12 protein-coding genes are annotated in these 15,794 nt (G+C 64.0%); 5 read left to right on the top strand and 7 right to left on the bottom strand.

All coding sequences use genetic code 11. The annotated features are described in order from the left end of the window. Positions 1–74: 74 nt before the first annotated feature. Positions 75–2,492 (top strand): glucose/quinate/shikimate family membrane-bound PQQ-dependent dehydrogenase, encoded by a 2,418-nt coding sequence (locus tag ACF8FG_RS13645; protein WP_318078314.1) that lies wholly within the window; start codon positions 75–77, stop codon positions 2,490–2,492. A gap of 100 nt (positions 2,493–2,592) precedes the next feature. Continuing rightward, positions 2,593–3,861 (top strand): carbohydrate porin, encoded by a 1,269-nt coding sequence (locus ACF8FG_RS13640; RefSeq protein ID WP_014590709.1) that lies wholly within the window; start codon positions 2,593–2,595, stop codon positions 3,859–3,861. Between the two features lie 42 nt (positions 3,862–3,903). Here the strand turns inward: ACF8FG_RS13640 and argE are convergent, their stop codons facing one another. Both argE and ACF8FG_RS13630 read right to left on the bottom strand, forming a co-directional pair. Beyond that, on the bottom strand, positions 3,904–5,064 hold the full coding sequence (argE, locus tag ACF8FG_RS13635; protein WP_014590708.1) for an acetylornithine deacetylase: 1,161 nt from the start codon (positions 5,062–5,064) through the stop codon (positions 3,904–3,906). Then, complete coding sequence (locus ACF8FG_RS13630) at positions 5,057–5,734, bottom strand: DUF1028 domain-containing protein (RefSeq protein WP_014590707.1); 678 nt, start codon at positions 5,732–5,734, stop codon at positions 5,057–5,059. Before ACF8FG_RS13630 ends, argE begins: the two co-directional genes overlap by 8 nt. 317 nt (positions 5,735–6,051) lie before the next feature. Between ACF8FG_RS13630 and ACF8FG_RS13625 the strand changes: the two genes are divergently transcribed. Together ACF8FG_RS13625 and ACF8FG_RS13620 are read left to right on the top strand one after the other, a co-directional pair. Next, positions 6,052–7,371, top strand: coding sequence for an NAD(P)/FAD-dependent oxidoreductase (locus ACF8FG_RS13625; RefSeq protein WP_318078318.1), 1,320 nt, complete (start codon positions 6,052–6,054; stop codon positions 7,369–7,371). Beyond that, complete coding sequence (locus tag ACF8FG_RS13620; protein WP_014590706.1) at positions 7,371–7,787, top strand: RidA family protein; 417 nt, start codon at positions 7,371–7,373, stop codon at positions 7,785–7,787. Before ACF8FG_RS13625 ends, ACF8FG_RS13620 begins: the two co-directional genes overlap by 1 nt. 285 nt (positions 7,788–8,072) lie before the next feature. On the opposite strand, the gene ACF8FG_RS13615 is transcribed toward ACF8FG_RS13620, so the two are convergent. Then, complete coding sequence (locus ACF8FG_RS13615; protein WP_135199148.1) at positions 8,073–8,900, bottom strand: amidohydrolase; 828 nt, start codon at positions 8,898–8,900, stop codon at positions 8,073–8,075. Between the two features lie 148 nt (positions 8,901–9,048). Between ACF8FG_RS13615 and ACF8FG_RS13610 the strand changes: the two genes are divergently transcribed. After that, a complete protein-coding gene (locus tag ACF8FG_RS13610) occupies positions 9,049–9,975 on the top strand; it encodes a LysR family transcriptional regulator (protein WP_318078329.1) in 927 nt (308 codons plus the stop codon). A gap of 80 nt (positions 9,976–10,055) precedes the next feature. On the opposite strand, the gene ACF8FG_RS13605 is transcribed toward ACF8FG_RS13610, so the two are convergent. The 4 genes from ACF8FG_RS13605 to pgm all read right to left on the bottom strand — a co-directional run bounded on the left by ACF8FG_RS13605 (position 10,056) and on the right by pgm (position 15,698). Then, the gene (locus tag ACF8FG_RS13605; RefSeq protein ID WP_318078331.1) at positions 10,056–12,461 is read right to left on the bottom strand and encodes a TonB-dependent receptor; all 2,406 of its coding nucleotides are present in this window, start codon (positions 12,459–12,461) and stop codon (positions 10,056–10,058) included. Positions 12,462–12,528: 67 nt separating this feature from the next. Beyond that, positions 12,529–13,473, bottom strand: a complete 945-nt coding sequence (locus ACF8FG_RS13600) for a FecR domain-containing protein (RefSeq protein WP_392518867.1) — start codon at positions 13,471–13,473, stop codon at positions 12,529–12,531. Next, positions 13,470–13,982, bottom strand: coding sequence for a sigma-70 family RNA polymerase sigma factor (locus ACF8FG_RS13595; RefSeq protein WP_012052087.1), 513 nt, complete (start codon positions 13,980–13,982; stop codon positions 13,470–13,472). Before ACF8FG_RS13595 ends, ACF8FG_RS13600 begins: the two co-directional genes overlap by 4 nt. 78 nt (positions 13,983–14,060) lie before the next feature. Next, positions 14,061–15,698, bottom strand: coding sequence for a phosphoglucomutase (alpha-D-glucose-1,6-bisphosphate-dependent) (gene pgm, locus ACF8FG_RS13590; protein ID WP_014590701.1), 1,638 nt, complete (start codon positions 15,696–15,698; stop codon positions 14,061–14,063). Between the last annotated feature and the right edge of the window lie 96 nt (positions 15,699–15,794).

Here is a 15,794-nt window from a genome sequence, read left to right as displayed (position 1 = left end):
AATTATGTACCAACTTGTTAATTAGCAAGCTAAGGGCTTAAACTGCGCGCATTCCACCTGCTGAGATCCCTGGCATGAAAGAAACACCGCGCGCCTCTGGCGCCACAAACTTCATCCTGGTCGGCCTGGGCGTGATCATCGCCCTGCTCGGCCTCCTCCTCGCTGCTGGCGGCGTCAAGCTCGCCGGTCTGGGCGGTTCCTGGTACTTCCTGATCGGCGGCGTGGCCATGGCCATCGCCGGTGTCCTCATTGCTCGCCGCAAGAAGGCGGGTGCCTGGCTGTATGCCGTGTTCCTGGTCGGTACTGCCATCTGGGCACTGTTCGATGCGGGCCTGGTGTTCTGGCCGCTGTTCTCGCGCCTGTTCATGTTTGGCGCAATCGGCATGGTCGTGGCGCTGGTCTACCCGCTGCTGGCGCGTGCCAACGGCGCCAGCGCCGGGCGCGGTGCGTACGGCGTAGCCGGGGTAATGGCCGTGGTACTGGTGATCGCGGTCGGCAACATGTTCGTTGCCCACCCAAGCGTCGCGCCCACCGGCAAAGGCCCGGGCATGACCCCGGTCGAAACCGGCAAGGAACAGAAAGACTGGGCCCACTACGGCAACACCGAAGGTGGCAGCCGCTTCGCCGCACTGGACCAGATCAACCGTGACAACGTCAACAAGCTGAAAGTGGCCTGGACCTACCACACCGGCGACGTCGCGATCAGTGACGGCAACGGTGCCGAAGACCAGCTCACCCCACTGCAGATCGGCAGCAAGGTGTTCATCTGTACCCCGCACAACAACCTGATCGCACTCGATGCCGACACCGGCAAAGAGCTGTGGAAGAACGAAATCAACGCCCAGTCCAAGGTCTGGCAGCGTTGCCGTGGCATGGCCTACTTTGACGCCACTGCCGCCATCGCCCAGCCAACCCAGCCGAACAGCTCGCCGATCACCGGCGTTAGCGTAGCGGCCGGTGCCAACTGCCAGCGTCGCCTGCTGACCAACACCATCGACGGCCGCCTGATTGCCGTCGACGCTGACAACGGCGAGTTCTGCCAGGGCTTCGGCAACAATGGCCAGGTCGACCTCAAGGCCGGCCTGGGTGATGTACCGGACTCCTACTACCAGCTGTCCTCGGCACCGCTGATGGCCGGCACTACCGTAGTGGTTGGCGGTCGTGTTGCCGACAACGTCCAGACCGACATGCCAGGCGGCGTGATCCGTGGTTTTGACGTGATCACCGGTGAAATGCGCTGGGCCTTCGACCCGGGCAACCCGGAAGATCGCCAGGCACCACAGGCCGACAGCACCTACGTGCGCAGCACCCCGAACAGCTGGGCGCCGATGTCTTACGACCCGGCGATGAACACCGTGTTCCTGCCCATGGGTTCGTCGTCCACCGACATTTACGGCGTAGAGCGCAGCAAACTGGACCACACTTACGGCGCTTCGGTGCTGGCCCTGGACGCCACCACCGGCAACCAGAAATGGGTGTTCCAGACCGTGCACAACGACCTCTGGGACTTCGACCTGCCCATGCAGCCAAGCCTGATCGACTTCACCAAGGACGACGGCCAGTCGGTACCTGCGGTGGTGATCGGCACCAAGGCCGGGCAGATCTACGTGCTCGACCGCGCCACCGGCAAGCCGCTGACCCAGGTCGACGAAGTACCGGTCAAGCCAAGCAACATCCCGAACGAGCCGTACTCCCCTACCCAGCCCAAGTCGGTGGGCATGCCGCAGATCGGTGCGCAGACCCTGACCGAATCGGACATGTGGGGCGCCACCCCGTATGACCAGCTGCTATGCCGCATCGACTTCAAGAAGATGCGCTACGACGGCCTGTACACCGCGCCGGGTACCGACCTGTCGCTGAGCTTCCCGGGTTCGCTGGGTGGCATGAACTGGGGCAGCATTTCTACCGACCCGGTACATGGCTTCATCTTCGTCAACGACATGCGTCTGGGCCTGTGGATCCAGATGATCCCGTCGCAGAACAAAGGTGGCGCGGCTTCCGGTGGCGAAGCACTGAACACTGGCATGGGCGCGGTACCGCTCAAGGGCACCCCGTATGCCGTGAACAAGAACCGCTTCCTGTCGGTCGCAGGCATTCCGTGCCAGGCACCGCCGTTCGGCACCCTGACCGCCATCGACATGAAAACCCGCCAGGTGGCCTGGCAAGTGCCGGTAGGCACCGTTGAAGACACCGGCCCCCTCGGCATCCGCATGCACCTGCCGATCAAGATCGGCCTGCCAACGCTGGGCGGCACCCTGTCTACCCAAGGCGGCCTGGTGTTCATCGCCGGTACCCAGGACTTCTACCTGCGTGCCTACGACAGCAGCAACGGTAACGAAATCTGGAAGGCTCGCCTGCCAGTAGGCAGTCAGGGCGGCCCGATGACCTACGTCTCGCCGAAGACCGGCAAGCAGTACGTGGTGATCACCGCTGGCGGTGCACGCCAGTCGACTGACCGTGGCGACTATGTGATTTCTTACGCTCTGCCGTAAGTCCGCGTCGCCTGCTTCGCGGGCAAGCCCTCTCCTACAAGGCCCCTGTAGGAGCGGGCTTGCCCGCGAATGCCCCTCAAAGACAATCCGAGATTCTGTAATGCCATCCGCAATTCGCATCACCCCCACCCTGCTGCTGGCCCTGGCCAGCACCACTGCCCTTGCCAGCGACGACCTCATGACCCGCAGCACCCTGACCGGTGACTGGGGCGGCCTGCGCCATCAACTCGAAGAAGACGGCGTCAAGATCACCGGTGACTACAGCGGTGAAACCGCCTACAACGCCCATGGCGGCCTGCACCGTTCGGCGCGCTATTCGCAGAACGTCAAGCTGGGCGTGCAGTTCGACCTGTCGAAACTGTACGGCCTGGACAACGGCGGCAAGGTCCAGCTGACCATCAACGACCGCCGCGGTAACAGCGCCTCGGAAGACCTGGTAGGCAACCGCCTGCCAATCCAGGAAAACTTCGGCGGCCTGTACACCCGCCTGACCGAGCTGAGCTACGAGCGCACGCTGTTCACCCCGGCGCTCAACGTCAAGCTCGGCTACATGGCCATGGGCAACGACCTCGGCGGCCTGGACAGCGGCATCCTGTGCAACTTCATGAACGCCGGCTTCTGCGGCCACCCGCTGAACATGTCCGGCGGCAGTGGCTGGACCAACTACCCCAACGCCCACCTCGGCGTGCGCGTGAAGTACGACCTGTCACCTGCCTGGCAGTTGCGCGTGGCCGCGTTCAACGTCGATCCCGAAAGCAACGGCAACTCCAGCCGCGCCTGGCACCTGGGGCCCAAGCACACCACCGGCACCGTGGTACCGGTAGAACTGGTATACAAGCTGCAGGGTGAACTGCCAGGCGAGTACAAGCTTGGCTACTACTACGACAGCTCTGATGTGAAACGCATCGGCAGTGATGATGAAGTGTCCGGCCGGGGTGGCCATTACCTGCTGGTCGACCAGGCGGTGTGGAACGACCCGGCCTCCCCAGGCCGAAGCCTGCACGCCTTCGGCCAGTACTCGGCGTCGAGCAAGGCGGCTTCGCCGTTCACCAAGTGGTATGGCGCCGGCGTGGTGCTGTACAAGCCGTTCGAAGGCCGCCCGAAGGATACCGTGGCACTGGGTTACGGCCGCGCCGTACCCAACCCGCGTAGCCGCGATGTGCTGGAGGATGCCGCGTTCAACGCCGGCCAGCAGTTCCCGGATATCGACAGCGCCGAACAGTTGATCGAACTGAGCTACGGCTACCAGGCCACGCCATGGCTGAACCTGCGCCCGGATGTGCAATACATCATCGAGCCAGGGGCGTTTTCGGGCAAAGACATCGACAACGCACTCGTGGTCGGCCTGCAGGTCAAGGCGACCTTCTGAACCGCCGGGGCCGCACTGCGGCCCCATCCGCCGGCGCAACCCTCAAGCCTGTTTGAGGTAGTCCACCAGCCTCAGCAGCATGGCATCACAGCCGCGCAACTGCTCGACACTGACAAACTCATCCGGCTTGTGGCCCTGGTCCATGCTGCCAGGCCCGCACACCACGGTGGGGATGCCCGCCTGGTCGAACAAGCCACCCTCGGTACCAAACGCTACCGTGCCGAACGTATCCGAGCCGCTGAGTAGCGCCACCAACCGCGCAGCCTCGCTGTCTTCCGGTGTCGCCAGCCCCGGATAGGCACTCAGCGGCTCCAGGCGAATGGCGCTGGCGGAATTGACCTTGCGCATGCGCGGCAACAACTCCGCCTGCGCATACGTTTGTAACTGGTCGGCCACCGCCTGCGCCTCGAACCCTGGGAGCGCGCGCACTTCGAAATCGAACTCGCACTCCGCCGGCACGATGTTCAGCGCCCTGCCCCCTTTGATCACGCCGGTCTGCACCGTGGAGAACGGCGGATCGAAGCGCTTGTCGTGATGGGCCGGCTGTGCCAGGGCATCGCCGATGTCACCCAACTTGCCAATCAGTTTCGCCGCATACTCGATGGCGTTCACCCCATACGGCGCGTACGCCGAATGGCACGCTGCGCCCTGTACCTGGCAACGCATTGCCAGCTTACCCTTGTGCCCCAGCACCGGTTTGAGTTCGGTGGGTTCACCGATCAGGCACAGCCGTGGTTTACACGGGCGCTTTTCGAGGGCAGCCAGCATCGAGCGCACACCCAGGCAACCGACTTCTTCGTCGTAGGAAAACGCCAGGTGTACCGGCATGCGCAACGGCTGCGCGAGAAACGCGGGCACAGCAGCCAGCACCGAGGCGATAAAGCCTTTCATGTCGGCCGTGCCGCGGCCATACAGGCGGCCGTCACGCTCACTCAGGGCAAACGGATCGACCGTCCAGGCCTGGCCATCCACCGGCACCACATCGGTATGCCCGGACAGCACCACACCGCCAACATCCCTGGGACCGACAGTGGCGAACAGGTTGGCCTTGGTGCCCTCCGGGTTATGGAACAGCTCGCACTCCACCCCCAGCTCGGCCAGGTAATCACGGATAAAACCGATCAGCGCCAGGTTGGAGTCGCGGCTCACCGTGGCAAAGCCGATCAGCCGGGCCAGCAGCGCGCGACTGGCAAATTCACTCATCGCCCGGCACCCCATAGCTTGGCGCGGCGGTCGGGTTGAGGGCGCGGGTGACGTAATCCTGCATCTGCGGGCGATAGGCTTGCCACAGGCCATCGAGCACGCCGATCGGATCACTGTCGGCCCAATCGACGCGCAGGTCCACCAGCGGCCAGGTCAGCTCGCCAGCAATCTTCAGCGCCGCCGAGTGCACGGGCCCGGCTTCGCCACCTGCGGCCATTGCCGCGTGCATGGCTGCCAGCAGGCGGTCGGCCAGGTGGCCGCCGGCCTGCTCAAAGGCCAGCACCATGGCTTCGATCACCTGGGTCGAGGACAAAAGGTTGCCGGCCGCCGCGCATTGTTCGCCGGCCACTGCATGGTGAGTTCCCAGTGCTTCCCGCCCGGTGAACAGTGCTACCTGGCCGTGGCTGTCGATCACCGTGACCTGGCGGTACTCACTCCAGCCATTGGCACTCAGCACCCTGTCCAGCGCAGCGGCGGGCGGCAACTGGCCATGCTCCAGGGCATCGAGAATCTGCGGGCCCAGCGCCGGAAGGGTGATGTTCTGGGTCGAGACCGCGCCCACACCGGCACGCACCCAGGGGCAACGGGCACCCACGGCGATGCTCGACGAGCTGATGGCGATACCTACCTGGCCGGTTTCCTGGCAACGACCGATGATGGAGAACGTCATGTCATGGTTCCTGTTGTGCTGTGCGATACACGGCATTCTGAGTGGAACCTTCGGGCGGGCGAAACGACCTTTTTCCGAGGGGGTAGGCAGGAAAAAACTATGCTCTAGGGCCCGCCCTCCGCACCCGCTCGAAAAACTACGTCACCCACCCGGCCAACCCGGCCCACAGGCCAGAGAACTCAAGGCCTTCGCCGTTTTATCGGCAAGCACCAGCTAAATACTATTTTCGCCATTTCGACGGCATCCCTAGTCTGGCTCCAGGCAACGGCGGTCCTCCAAACCGACCTGACAAAAACCGCCTGAACAAGGGCTCGGACATGACACTGAACAACCTCGAAATCGACACCCTCGTCGTCGGCGCCGGCCAGGCCGGCGTGGCCATGAGCGAACACCTGAGCAAGCTTGGCGTGCCGCATCTGGTGCTGGAACGCAACCGCATCGCGCAGGCCTGGCGTACCGGCCGCTGGGACTCGCTGGTCGCCAACGGCCCGGCCTGGCACGACCGCTTCCCGGGGCTGGAATTCAACCTCGACGCCGATGCATTCGCCGGCAAGGACCAGGTGGCCGACTACTTCGAGCAGTACGTACGCAAGTACAACCTGCCCGTGCGCACCGGCATTGAAGTCAAGCGCGTGGTGCGTAACAGCGACCGCCCTGGCTTCACCATCGACACCAGTGAAGGCGTGATTCGCGCCAATCGCGTCGTGGCTGCCACCGGCCCGTTCCAGAAACCGGTGATCCCGGCCATCGCGCCGAAAGACAGCAACCTGCACCAGATTCATTCCGCCGCTTATTTCAACCCAGAGCAGTTGCCTGAAGGCGCGGTGCTGGTGGTCGGTGCCGGTTCTTCCGGTGTGCAGATTGCCGAGGAATTGATGCGCGCCGGGCGCCAGGTGTACCTGTCGGTCGGCGCCCACGACCGCCCGCCGCGTGCCTACCGCAACCGCGACTTCTGCTGGTGGCTGGGCGTGCTGGGCGAGTGGGACGCGGAAATTGCCAAGCCCGGTCGCGAGCATGTGACCATCGCAGTCAGCGGCGCCCGTGGTGGCCACACCGTGGACTTCCGCGCCCTCGCCCACCAGGGCATGACCCTGGTCGGCCTGACCCAGTCGTTCGAAAACGGCGTAGCGCGCTTCCAGGACAACCTGGTCGAGAACATCAACCGCGGAGACGACAACTACCTGGCCCTGCTGGATGCGGCCGATGCCTACATCGAACGCAACGGCCTGGACCTGCCGGAAGAGCCCGAAGCCCGCCAGCGCCTGACCGACCCGGAGTGCATGCGTAACCCGCTGCAGCAGCTGGACCTGGCCAAGGCCGGCGTCAGCAGCATCATCTGGGCCACCGGTTACGGCGTGGACTTCAGCTGGCTGCAGGTAGACACCTTCGATGCCAACGGCAAGCCCCAGCACCAGCGTGGTGTGGCCCGTGAACCGGGCGTGTACTTCCTCGGCCTGCCGTGGTTGTCGCGCCGTGGTTCATCGTTCATCTGGGGGGTGTGGCACGACGCCAAGCACGTCGCCGGCCACATCGCCACGCAACGTACCTACACCGCCTACCGCGACCGCGAGCAACGCGCAGCGGATGAGCAGCAAACCGCCAAGATCAGCAATGTCAGCACCCTCGGAGCCCACTGATGCCTACCCATACTCGCATCCGCATGTTCAACACCAAGGAAACCTACCCCAACCAGACCCTGGACAACGACTTGTGCCAGGCCGTGCGGGCGGGCAATACCATCTACGTGCGCGGCCAGGTCGGTACCGACTTCGAAGGCAAGCTGGTGGGCCTGGGTGACCCGCGCGCACAAACCGAACAGGCGATGAAGAACGTCAAGCAACTGCTTGAAGAAGCGGGCTCGGACCTGTCGCACATCGTCAAGACCACCACCTACATCACCGACCCGCGCTTCCGCGAGCCGGTGTACAAAGAGGTGGGCAAGTGGCTCAAGGGCGTGTTCCCGATTTCCACCGGGTTGGTGGTGGCCGGGTTGGCCCAGGCCGAGTGGCTGATGGAGATCGACGTCATCGCCGTGGTACCCGATCAGCAATGACCGTAGGCCTGAATGGCGGGTGGTGACTGTCACCTGCCGTCCAGCCACGCCTGGGTTGCCCGTGCCGCAGCTTGCAAGCGCTGAGGTGCGGGCACGCCAACGGGCGACACTTCCACGCTGACACGTCGCCCGCAATTCGCGCGCGGCTGGCTACCTGGCGCCAGCTTCAACGCTGTCAGGTATGCCAAGTCCTGCCCATGCAATAGATCGCCCTCCCGCCGCCGAGGCCGAACACAAAACCTGTGGTAAAGGCGATCGCCAGGCCGATGCCACACAGGCCACCGGTTAGGCAAACCCGAACAATCGGCGAGGGGTGTCCCACATCACTGTGCGGCGCAGCCGGGCATCCGGCATCAGGCGCTCGGCCAGCTTCAGCAGCGGGCCGTAGTCCACCCGCGCGGGCTGGCGAATGAACGGCCAGTCCGAACCCCACACACAGGCTTGGGCGCCAAAGGCTTCGAGCAGGGCCTGCACGTATGCACTGCTCTGATCGAACAAGGCATCCGCTGCGGCAAACTTCTGCATGCCTGACAGCTTCACGCAGGCGCGGCCACTGTCGGCCAGCCGCAGCAACGCCTGGAAGCCGGCTTGCTGCACACCGGCAGCGACATCCGGGCGGCCGCAATGGTCAATCAACAGACGAGCCTGCGAGCCTTGCAGCAGGCCGTGCAGGTCCAGCAACTGGTCGTCACACACCTGCAGCTGGGCGTACATGCCAAGCTCGGCAAGCTTGCCGAACAGCCCGTCAACGCCCTTGAGGCTGGCTACCCCGTAAAGCGCGGGGTTGAAGGCGATACCCACCACGCCTCGCACCTGCAACGCCGCCAGCGCATCGAGGTTGATGTCCGCCTTGACCACCGCCACCCCCTTGAACCGCCCCTGCCCGCTGGCCAAGGCATCCAGCAGGCAGCGGTTGTCGGTGTGGTAGCCGCTGTTGGGGCCCACCAGCAAGGCATATTGCACGCCGTAAGCGTCCATCACTCGGGTGAACTGCGCCTGGGTGGCGACCTCCTGGCCGGAGGGCGCATAGGGTGCATCGGGGTGATAGGGGAAACGGGCGGGGTCAAACAAATGGTTATGGCAATCGATCTTCGCTTCATCAAATATGTTCACACAGCACTCCCGTCAAGCGCCACTGCGCTTGCCTGCAGATGTTGTTATTGTGCGCCGCAAGGGCGGTCAGGCCGGGGTTCACGATACTGTGTGGCCGGCTTTGACGCTCATACCCAGATGGCGAAAACCATAACCGAAGGTAATACACATGCTGCTTGGCAACGAAGGCGCGGACGCAAGCCCCATGGTGTTCAAGCTGCGGCACATGGAAGTGTTCAGGGCGGTGATGCTGACGGGCTCGATCAGCGCGGCGGCCAAATTGCTGTATGTGTCGCAGCCGGCGGTGAGCAAGCTGATCCAGTACATCGAAGCGCGCCTGGCCTACCCGCTGTTCGAGCGCGTCAACAACCGCCTGGTGCCGACGGCCGAAGCGCAGGTGCTGTTTCGCGAGGTCGAGCGGGTGTACCAGGCAGCGTTGCAGGTCAACGAATGCGCCCTCGCGCTGGGCGCTGGCGGCCAGCGCAAGCTGCGTATCTCGTGCAGTGCATCGTTGTCCACGGTGGTGATCCCGATGGCCCTGGCCCAGCTCAAGCGTGAATCACCGTCACTGAATATCGAGTGGCAAACCTCGTTGATGGGCGAAATGCCCAATCAGATCTTGTCGAAAAAGGTCGACCTGTCGATCGCCGCCCTGCCGGTGGTGCACGACCACCTGCATTCGCAAGCGTTCATGCGTGGACGCATGGTGGTGGTGATGCCGCCGGGTCACCCTTTGGCCGGTCAGCACGCGCTGACCTTGCAGCAGCTGGAGGGCCATGCGTTGCTGCTGTTCCGGCCCGACATGCCGTTTGGCAAGCTGTTGGCTGAACACATCGGGCGCCGCGGGCTACAGCTGAACTCACTGTTGTCGTTCACCAATGCCAACGAGGCTGTGGCGTTGGTCAAGCAAGGCATGGGCATCAGCGTGATCGACGAGTTCGTTGCACAGGACAGCGGGCTGGCGGTGGTGCCGTTGGCCGATGACATTCACTTCGATATCAGCTTCGTCTATTCGCGCTTCGAGCCGCCATCGCATGCGGCGCTGCAGTTGATGCGGGTGTTGCAGGGGCAGGCGCAGAAGCTTGCGCCGGGCTGATCATCTACGCAACCGCCCCACCGAGTCGCCTGATTCCCGGTCGCACCCGCTCCCGCTGGGTAGGTATACAAGGGTTCGGTTTAAAAGCCGACTGTGGCCGAGAGCAGATAGGTCCGCGGCGTAGACAGGGTCAACCCCGGCTCACTGTCATCCGACGCCCCCGCCGAGCTCCAGTAGCGATCATCGAGCACATTCTCGACACTGGCCCGTACGGTAACCTCGGTGGCGTCCACCTTGAAGGCGTAACGTGCGCCCAGGTCATAACGCTCCCAGCCGTCGATGCGCTTGCTGTTGTTCTGGTCCAGGTACTGGGAACTTGAGTGAATGCCGCGCGCTGTGAAGGTCAGGCCGTTCACCCCTGGCACGTCCCATTCAGCCCCCAGATTGACGTTGTATTCGGGCGTGGCCGGCGCGCGGTTGCCATCGTAGGCACCGCCGACGGTGTCGGTCAGCTCGCTGTCGATATACATCACCCCACCCAACACCCGCACGCCCTGCACCGGTTCACCGAACACACTCAGCTCGATGCCGCGGTTGTCACGCTTGCCATTGGGGCCGAACACCCGCGAGGTGGGGTTGGTCTCGTAGGCCGGCTGGCGAATGCGGAAGGCGCTGGCAGTAAAGGCCACCTGGCCGAGGTCGTACTTGGCCCCCACCTCGACCTGGCGGCTGGTGAACGGCGGGAAGATCTGGTCTTCGTTGATCGAGGTCGATGGGGCGATCTTGCCTTGGCTCAGGCCCTCCATGTAGTTGGCGTACAACGAGAGCTGGTCGGTGACCTTGAGCAATACGCCCCCAGAAGGCGAGACCTTTTCTTCGTCATAGCCCGTTTCGCCTTTGACGCCGTCGCTCCAGTCATCCACCTGCACCCGTTGCCAGCGCGCCCCCAGGGTCAACAGCAGGCGGTCGTCAAAAAAGCCAAGGGTGTCGGCCAGGGCCACGCCGGAGAAGCGGTTTTCCGTGTAGACCTCGGGGTCGAGGCGGGTTGGCGTACCGGGTGTCGGTGCGGCCACCGGGTTGTAGAGGTTGCTCGGCGACGCGGCATAGCGCGCACCGCCGTTGGTGAAGTCCATGTAGTAATAGCTGGCGGCCAGGTTCAGCTCGTGGCTCACCGGGCCGGTATGGAACCAGTGACGTAAACCGGCCATGGCGGTGCGCACCGATTCGTCCCGGGTAAAGTCACGCGGCTGCACGGTGAAGTCGCCGGCATCGTTGGTGATCGACACGTTATGACGCAGGAAGTCATGGTTGCTCTTGCGCGCACCGACCGCACCATAGGCCAGCAGCGATTCGCTGATATCGTACTCGGCGTTCAGCGCACCGAAGGTGTCGTTGGTACGCGCCTTGCTCCAGGCCTGGGCGTAGTTGTGGCGTACGTCATTGGCATTGGGCACCTTGGCATTGGCACCGACCAGCACACGCTCCTGCGGGGCGTCGGTGTCGCGTTCGGTGTGGCCCAGGTCCGCCGAGAGACGCAGGCGCTCGCCTCGAAAATCCAGGCCCAGCACCGCCATTTCGCGGTCGACGCGCTGGTGGTCCCATTCGGTATCGCCGGCCTGCTTCACGCCATTGAAGCGCACGCCGAACTGCTGGCCTTCACCAAAGCGACGGCCGATGTCCACTGCGCCGCCAGCCTGGCCGGCCGAGGCGTAGCTGCCGGTGAATTCGGTGATCGGCTTGTCAGCGGCTCGCTTTGGCTGCACATTGATACCGCCGCCCACGCTGCCACGCGGCGATATGCCGTTGATCAACTGGCTGGGGCCTTTGATGATGTCGACCCGGTCGGCCATTTCCATGTCGATCGAATAGGTCGGCAAGATGCCATAGAGACCGTTGTAGGCCACATCACTGTTGAACAGGCTGAAGCCGCGAATGGTGAACTGCTCGAAACGCCCGCCCGCCGGGTTGGTAGCACGCACCGAAGGGTCACTGGCAATCAGCTCGCCCAAGGTGCGCGCCTGTTGGTTCTTGACCAGGTCGCTGGTGTAGCTTGTGATGCTGAACGGGGTTTCCATGAAGTCGCGCGAACCGAGCAAGCCTTGTGCCCCTTGGCGTGCCACTTGGCCACCGGCATACGGCTGCGTTTGGTTGCCTGCGGCCAGGCCGCCGACGATGCTGGTGGGGGCAATTTCCAGAGCGCCACTGGCCTGGGGGGCTGGCATCAGGGTGAAGGCCCCCTCACCCACCGGCAGCGCCTGCAGGCCGCTACTGCGCAGCAACTGATTGAAGCCTTCATCGACACTGTAACGACCGGACAAGCCGTTACTTTGCCGGCCCTCTACCAATGCCGGGTCCAGCGAAAGGCTGACACCGGCCTGGTCGGCGAAATGGGTCAAGGCGGCACCCAGGCTGGCTGGCGCCACCTGGAACGTACGCCGGGCCGGCTCATCGGCCCAGGCGGGTACACACAACAGCAGGCTCATCGCGAACAATGGATGTGCTGCGCGCGCCAGTGGGCGCAGGCGGCAGGATTTTACTGCAGGCATTGAACAAGGCTCCCCTTTTATTTTCTCCTACCGGTAATGACCGGCGAGTGAAAAAAAGGGGACAGCCTCATGCTCGATTTTCTCGCGCGGTCAGGCTCACCCAATAACGCGTGCGGGTCTGCACTTGCAACGGCAGGCTGGCGGCGAGCAGGGCCAACACCCGGTCGGTGTCGTCAAGGCGGAACGTGCCGGTCACACGCAAGCGCTCCAGTTCTGGTGCCCAGCGCAGTACGCCAGGGCGATACCTGCGCAGTTCGCGCAGCAACTCGCCCAACGGACGGTCGTCCAGCCTTAGCGCGCCTTCGCGCCAGCCCAGTTGCCATGCGTCGAACGCTTTGACAGGGCCAACGCCGGCCGCCTGCAAACTGGCCTGTTGGCCGGCCTGCAGCATCACGGCTGGACCACGCAACGGCTGCAGGCTGACTGAACCCTCGATCGCCGACACCCGGCAGCCCTCATCAAGCAGGCGCAGGCACGCCTCGCCCTCACTGAGCACCACCCGGCCGTAAGGCACCTGCAAGGTGAGGCTCAGGTTAGCGGGCACGCTGACGGCCACTTCACCGCGCAGCAGTGCCACGCGGCCTGCACCCAGCTCGATATCGACCGCACTGTCGGTGTTCAACTGCAACAAGGTGCCGTCGCTCAGCAGTGCCTGCCTGCGCTCTCCTACTGCGGTGCGCATGTCAGCGGTCCAGGCATCCAGCGGCAGCTCACGGCTCACCAGCCAGGCCACCGGCAACAACGCCGACACACCCAGGGCTTGTTTGAGCAGTGCCCGACGACCGGCATCCGGGCGATCCAGGGCGGCCATCGCCAATGCGCCGGGCAACCCGGCAAACCGCGCTCGCAACAGCGATGCCTTTTGCCAGGCGTCTTCGTGCAGGTGACTGCTGGCGCGCCATTGCGCCAGACGCTGCAGGTCAGATTCGCTTGCGTCGCCAGAATCCAGTAATGCCAGCCAACGGGCTGCAGCACGCAGCGCCTCGCGGGTTTCTGGGGGGGGGGGGCTCATTGCAACTCGGCCAACAGGCAATGTTCGTAAGCCTGCGCCATGTAGCGTTTCACCGAGCGCTGGCAGACGCCCAGGCGCTGGCCAATCTCGGCGTAGCCCAAGCCTTCCAGCTGGCTCCAGAGAAAGGCCTTGCGGATCGGCGGCTTGAGGCCGTCGAGCAACTCATCCAGTGCTTGCAGGGTTTCGAGCAGTACCCAGCGCTGTTCTGGCGACGGCACGTGTTGCTCGGGCAACTGCGCCAAGGCATCAAGGTAGGCCTGCTCCAAGCTACGTCGCTGGTGGAAGTTGCTGAGCAAACGCTTGCCCACGGTCAGCAGGTAGGCACGCGGTTCGCGTATGTCTGCCAGCGGCTGGGCGCTGGCCAGAATGCGCAGAAAGGTATCCTGACTGAGGTCGGCGGCATCCCAGGCATTGCCCATACGCCGGCGCAGCCAGGTTTCAAGCCAGCCGCGATGCTCCCGGTACAGGGCAGGCAGGCCAGGCTCCGGTGGCGGCGCGGCGTCGATCATGAGGAGGGTCCTGCGGCGGAGTAAATAAGATTAATTCTAATTTACATCACACCACAGAACCAAGCGGTTTGTTACCGGTCAGGCAATTGCTTCATCGACCAGCACTTGTGCTTCCTGCACCAGACGCTGCAAATGCGCCTCGTCGATGAAGCTTTCGGCGTAGATCTTGTAGATGTCTTCAGTACCCGACGGGCGCGCGGCGAACCAGCCATTGGCAGTCATCACCTTAAGCCCGCCAATCGCCTGGCCATTGCCTGGGGCGTGGCTGAGGATCTGCACGATCGGCTCACCGGCCAGTTCGGTCGACTTCACCTGCTCCGGCGCCAGCTTGCTCAGCAACGCCTTCTGCCGCGCATCGGCCTTGGCCTCGACACGGGTGGCGAACGGCTTGCCCAACGCGTCGGTCAGGTCGGCATAAGCCTGGCTCGGGTTACGCCCGGTACGGGCGGTCATTTCGGCGGCCAGCAAGGCCGGGATCAACCCGTCCTTGTCGGTGGCCCACACCGAGCCATCGCGACGCAGGAACGAAGCCCCTGCACTTTCTTCGCCACCAAAACCGAGCGAACCGTCGAACAGGCCCTGGGCGAAGAACTTGAAGCCCACCGGCACCTCATACAGATCGCGGCCCAGTCGTTGGGTAACGCGGTCGATCAGGCCGCTGGAGACCACGGTCTTGCCCACGGCGGCGTCAGTGCGCCATTGCGGGCGGTGGCGGAACAGGTAGTCGATGGCCACGGCAAGGTAGTTGTTGGGTTGCAGCAGGCCGTCAGGGGTCACGATGCCGTGGCGGTCGTGGTCCGGGTCGCAGGCGAAGGCCACGTCAAAGCGCTCGCGCAGGCCTATCAGGCCCTGCATCGCATACGGTGAGGAAGGGTCCATGCGGATCTGGCCGTCCCAGTCGACGGTCATGAAGCGGAAGGTCGGGTCGACCTCGGTGTTCACCACTTCCAGGTCCAGCTGGTAGTGCTTGGCAATGGCCGACCAGTAGCGTACCCCTGCCCCGCCCAGCGGGTCGACGCCCAGGCGCAACCCAGCGCCACGGATGACATCGAAATCGATGACGTTTTTCAGGTCGGCCACATAGTTGCTGACGTAGTCGTGGCGGTGGGTGGTCGGCGCCTGCAGCGCCTGGGCATGGTCCATGCGCTTGACGCCCGCCAGGTTAGCCGCCAGCAGCTCGTTGGCCTTGCCCTCGATCCACTTGGTCACGTCGCTGTCGGCCGGGCCGCCGTTGGGCGGGTTGTACTTGAAGCCACCGCTTTGCGGCGGGTTGTGCGACGGGGTGATGACGATACCGTCAGCCAGGCCCTGCGTGCGGCCACGGTTGTGGCAGAGGATGGCGTGGGAAACCGCCGGCGTAGGCGTGTATTCGTCATCCTTGGACAGCATCACCTGCACGCCATTGGCGGCCAGCACCTCCAGAGCGCTGGCGGTCGCCGGCGCTGAAAGGGCGTGGGTATCGGCGCCGATGAACAGCGGGCCATCGATGCCTTTTTCCTGGCGGTACAGGCAGATCGCCTGGCTAATGGCCAGGACGTGATACTCGTTGAAACTCAACTCAAGCGAACTGCCCCGGTGCCCCGAGGTGCCGAAGGCCACGCGCTGGGCCGCCACGGCAGCGTCTGGGCGGCCCGTGTAATAGGCGGTAAGCAGCCGGGGAATATCGACCAGCACGCTGGCCGGAGCCGGCTTGCCTGCCAAAGGACTGAGCGTCATGCAAAAACCTCGAGTTCAACGGATGTTGGTGTTGGAACGTGCAGTGTACTGAGAGTTGCAATGCCGTGCGATGGGGGACTCAAAGAAACCCCAGCC

This window comes from Pseudomonas sp. YQ_6 (genome assembly GCF_043103245.1).
GTDB lineage: Bacteria > Pseudomonadota > Gammaproteobacteria > Pseudomonadales > Pseudomonadaceae > Aquipseudomonas > Aquipseudomonas alloputida.
Note: the sequence above shows the minus strand (reverse complement) of the source record. Positions and strands in the feature narration are given on the sequence as shown.

Excerpts from the sequence above, each read along its gene's own strand:
- ACF8FG_RS13645 (WP_318078314.1), top strand. The coding sequence starts at position 75 with ATGAAAGAAACACCGCGCGCCTCTGGCGCCACAAACTTCATCCTGGTC.
- argE (WP_014590708.1), bottom strand. The coding sequence starts at position 5,064 with ATGAGTGAATTTGCCAGTCGCGCGCTGCTGGCCCGGCTGATCGGCTTT.
- ACF8FG_RS13600 (WP_392518867.1), bottom strand. The coding sequence starts at position 13,473 with ATGAGCCCCCCCCCCCCAGAAACCCGCGAGGCGCTGCGTGCTGCAGCC.
- ACF8FG_RS13610 (WP_318078329.1), top strand. The coding sequence starts at position 9,049 with ATGCTGCTTGGCAACGAAGGCGCGGACGCAAGCCCCATGGTGTTCAAG.
- pgm (WP_014590701.1), bottom strand. The coding sequence starts at position 15,698 with ATGACGCTCAGTCCTTTGGCAGGCAAGCCGGCTCCGGCCAGCGTGCTG.
- ACF8FG_RS13595 (WP_012052087.1), bottom strand. The coding sequence starts at position 13,982 with ATGATCGACGCCGCGCCGCCACCGGAGCCTGGCCTGCCTGCCCTGTAC.
- ACF8FG_RS13605 (WP_318078331.1), bottom strand. The coding sequence starts at position 12,461 with ATGCCTGCAGTAAAATCCTGCCGCCTGCGCCCACTGGCGCGCGCAGCA.
- ACF8FG_RS13620 (WP_014590706.1), top strand. The coding sequence starts at position 7,371 with ATGCCTACCCATACTCGCATCCGCATGTTCAACACCAAGGAAACCTAC.
- ACF8FG_RS13630 (WP_014590707.1), bottom strand. The coding sequence starts at position 5,734 with ATGACGTTCTCCATCATCGGTCGTTGCCAGGAAACCGGCCAGGTAGGT.
- ACF8FG_RS13640 (WP_014590709.1), top strand. The coding sequence starts at position 2,593 with ATGCCATCCGCAATTCGCATCACCCCCACCCTGCTGCTGGCCCTGGCC.
- ACF8FG_RS13625 (WP_318078318.1), top strand. The coding sequence starts at position 6,052 with ATGACACTGAACAACCTCGAAATCGACACCCTCGTCGTCGGCGCCGGC.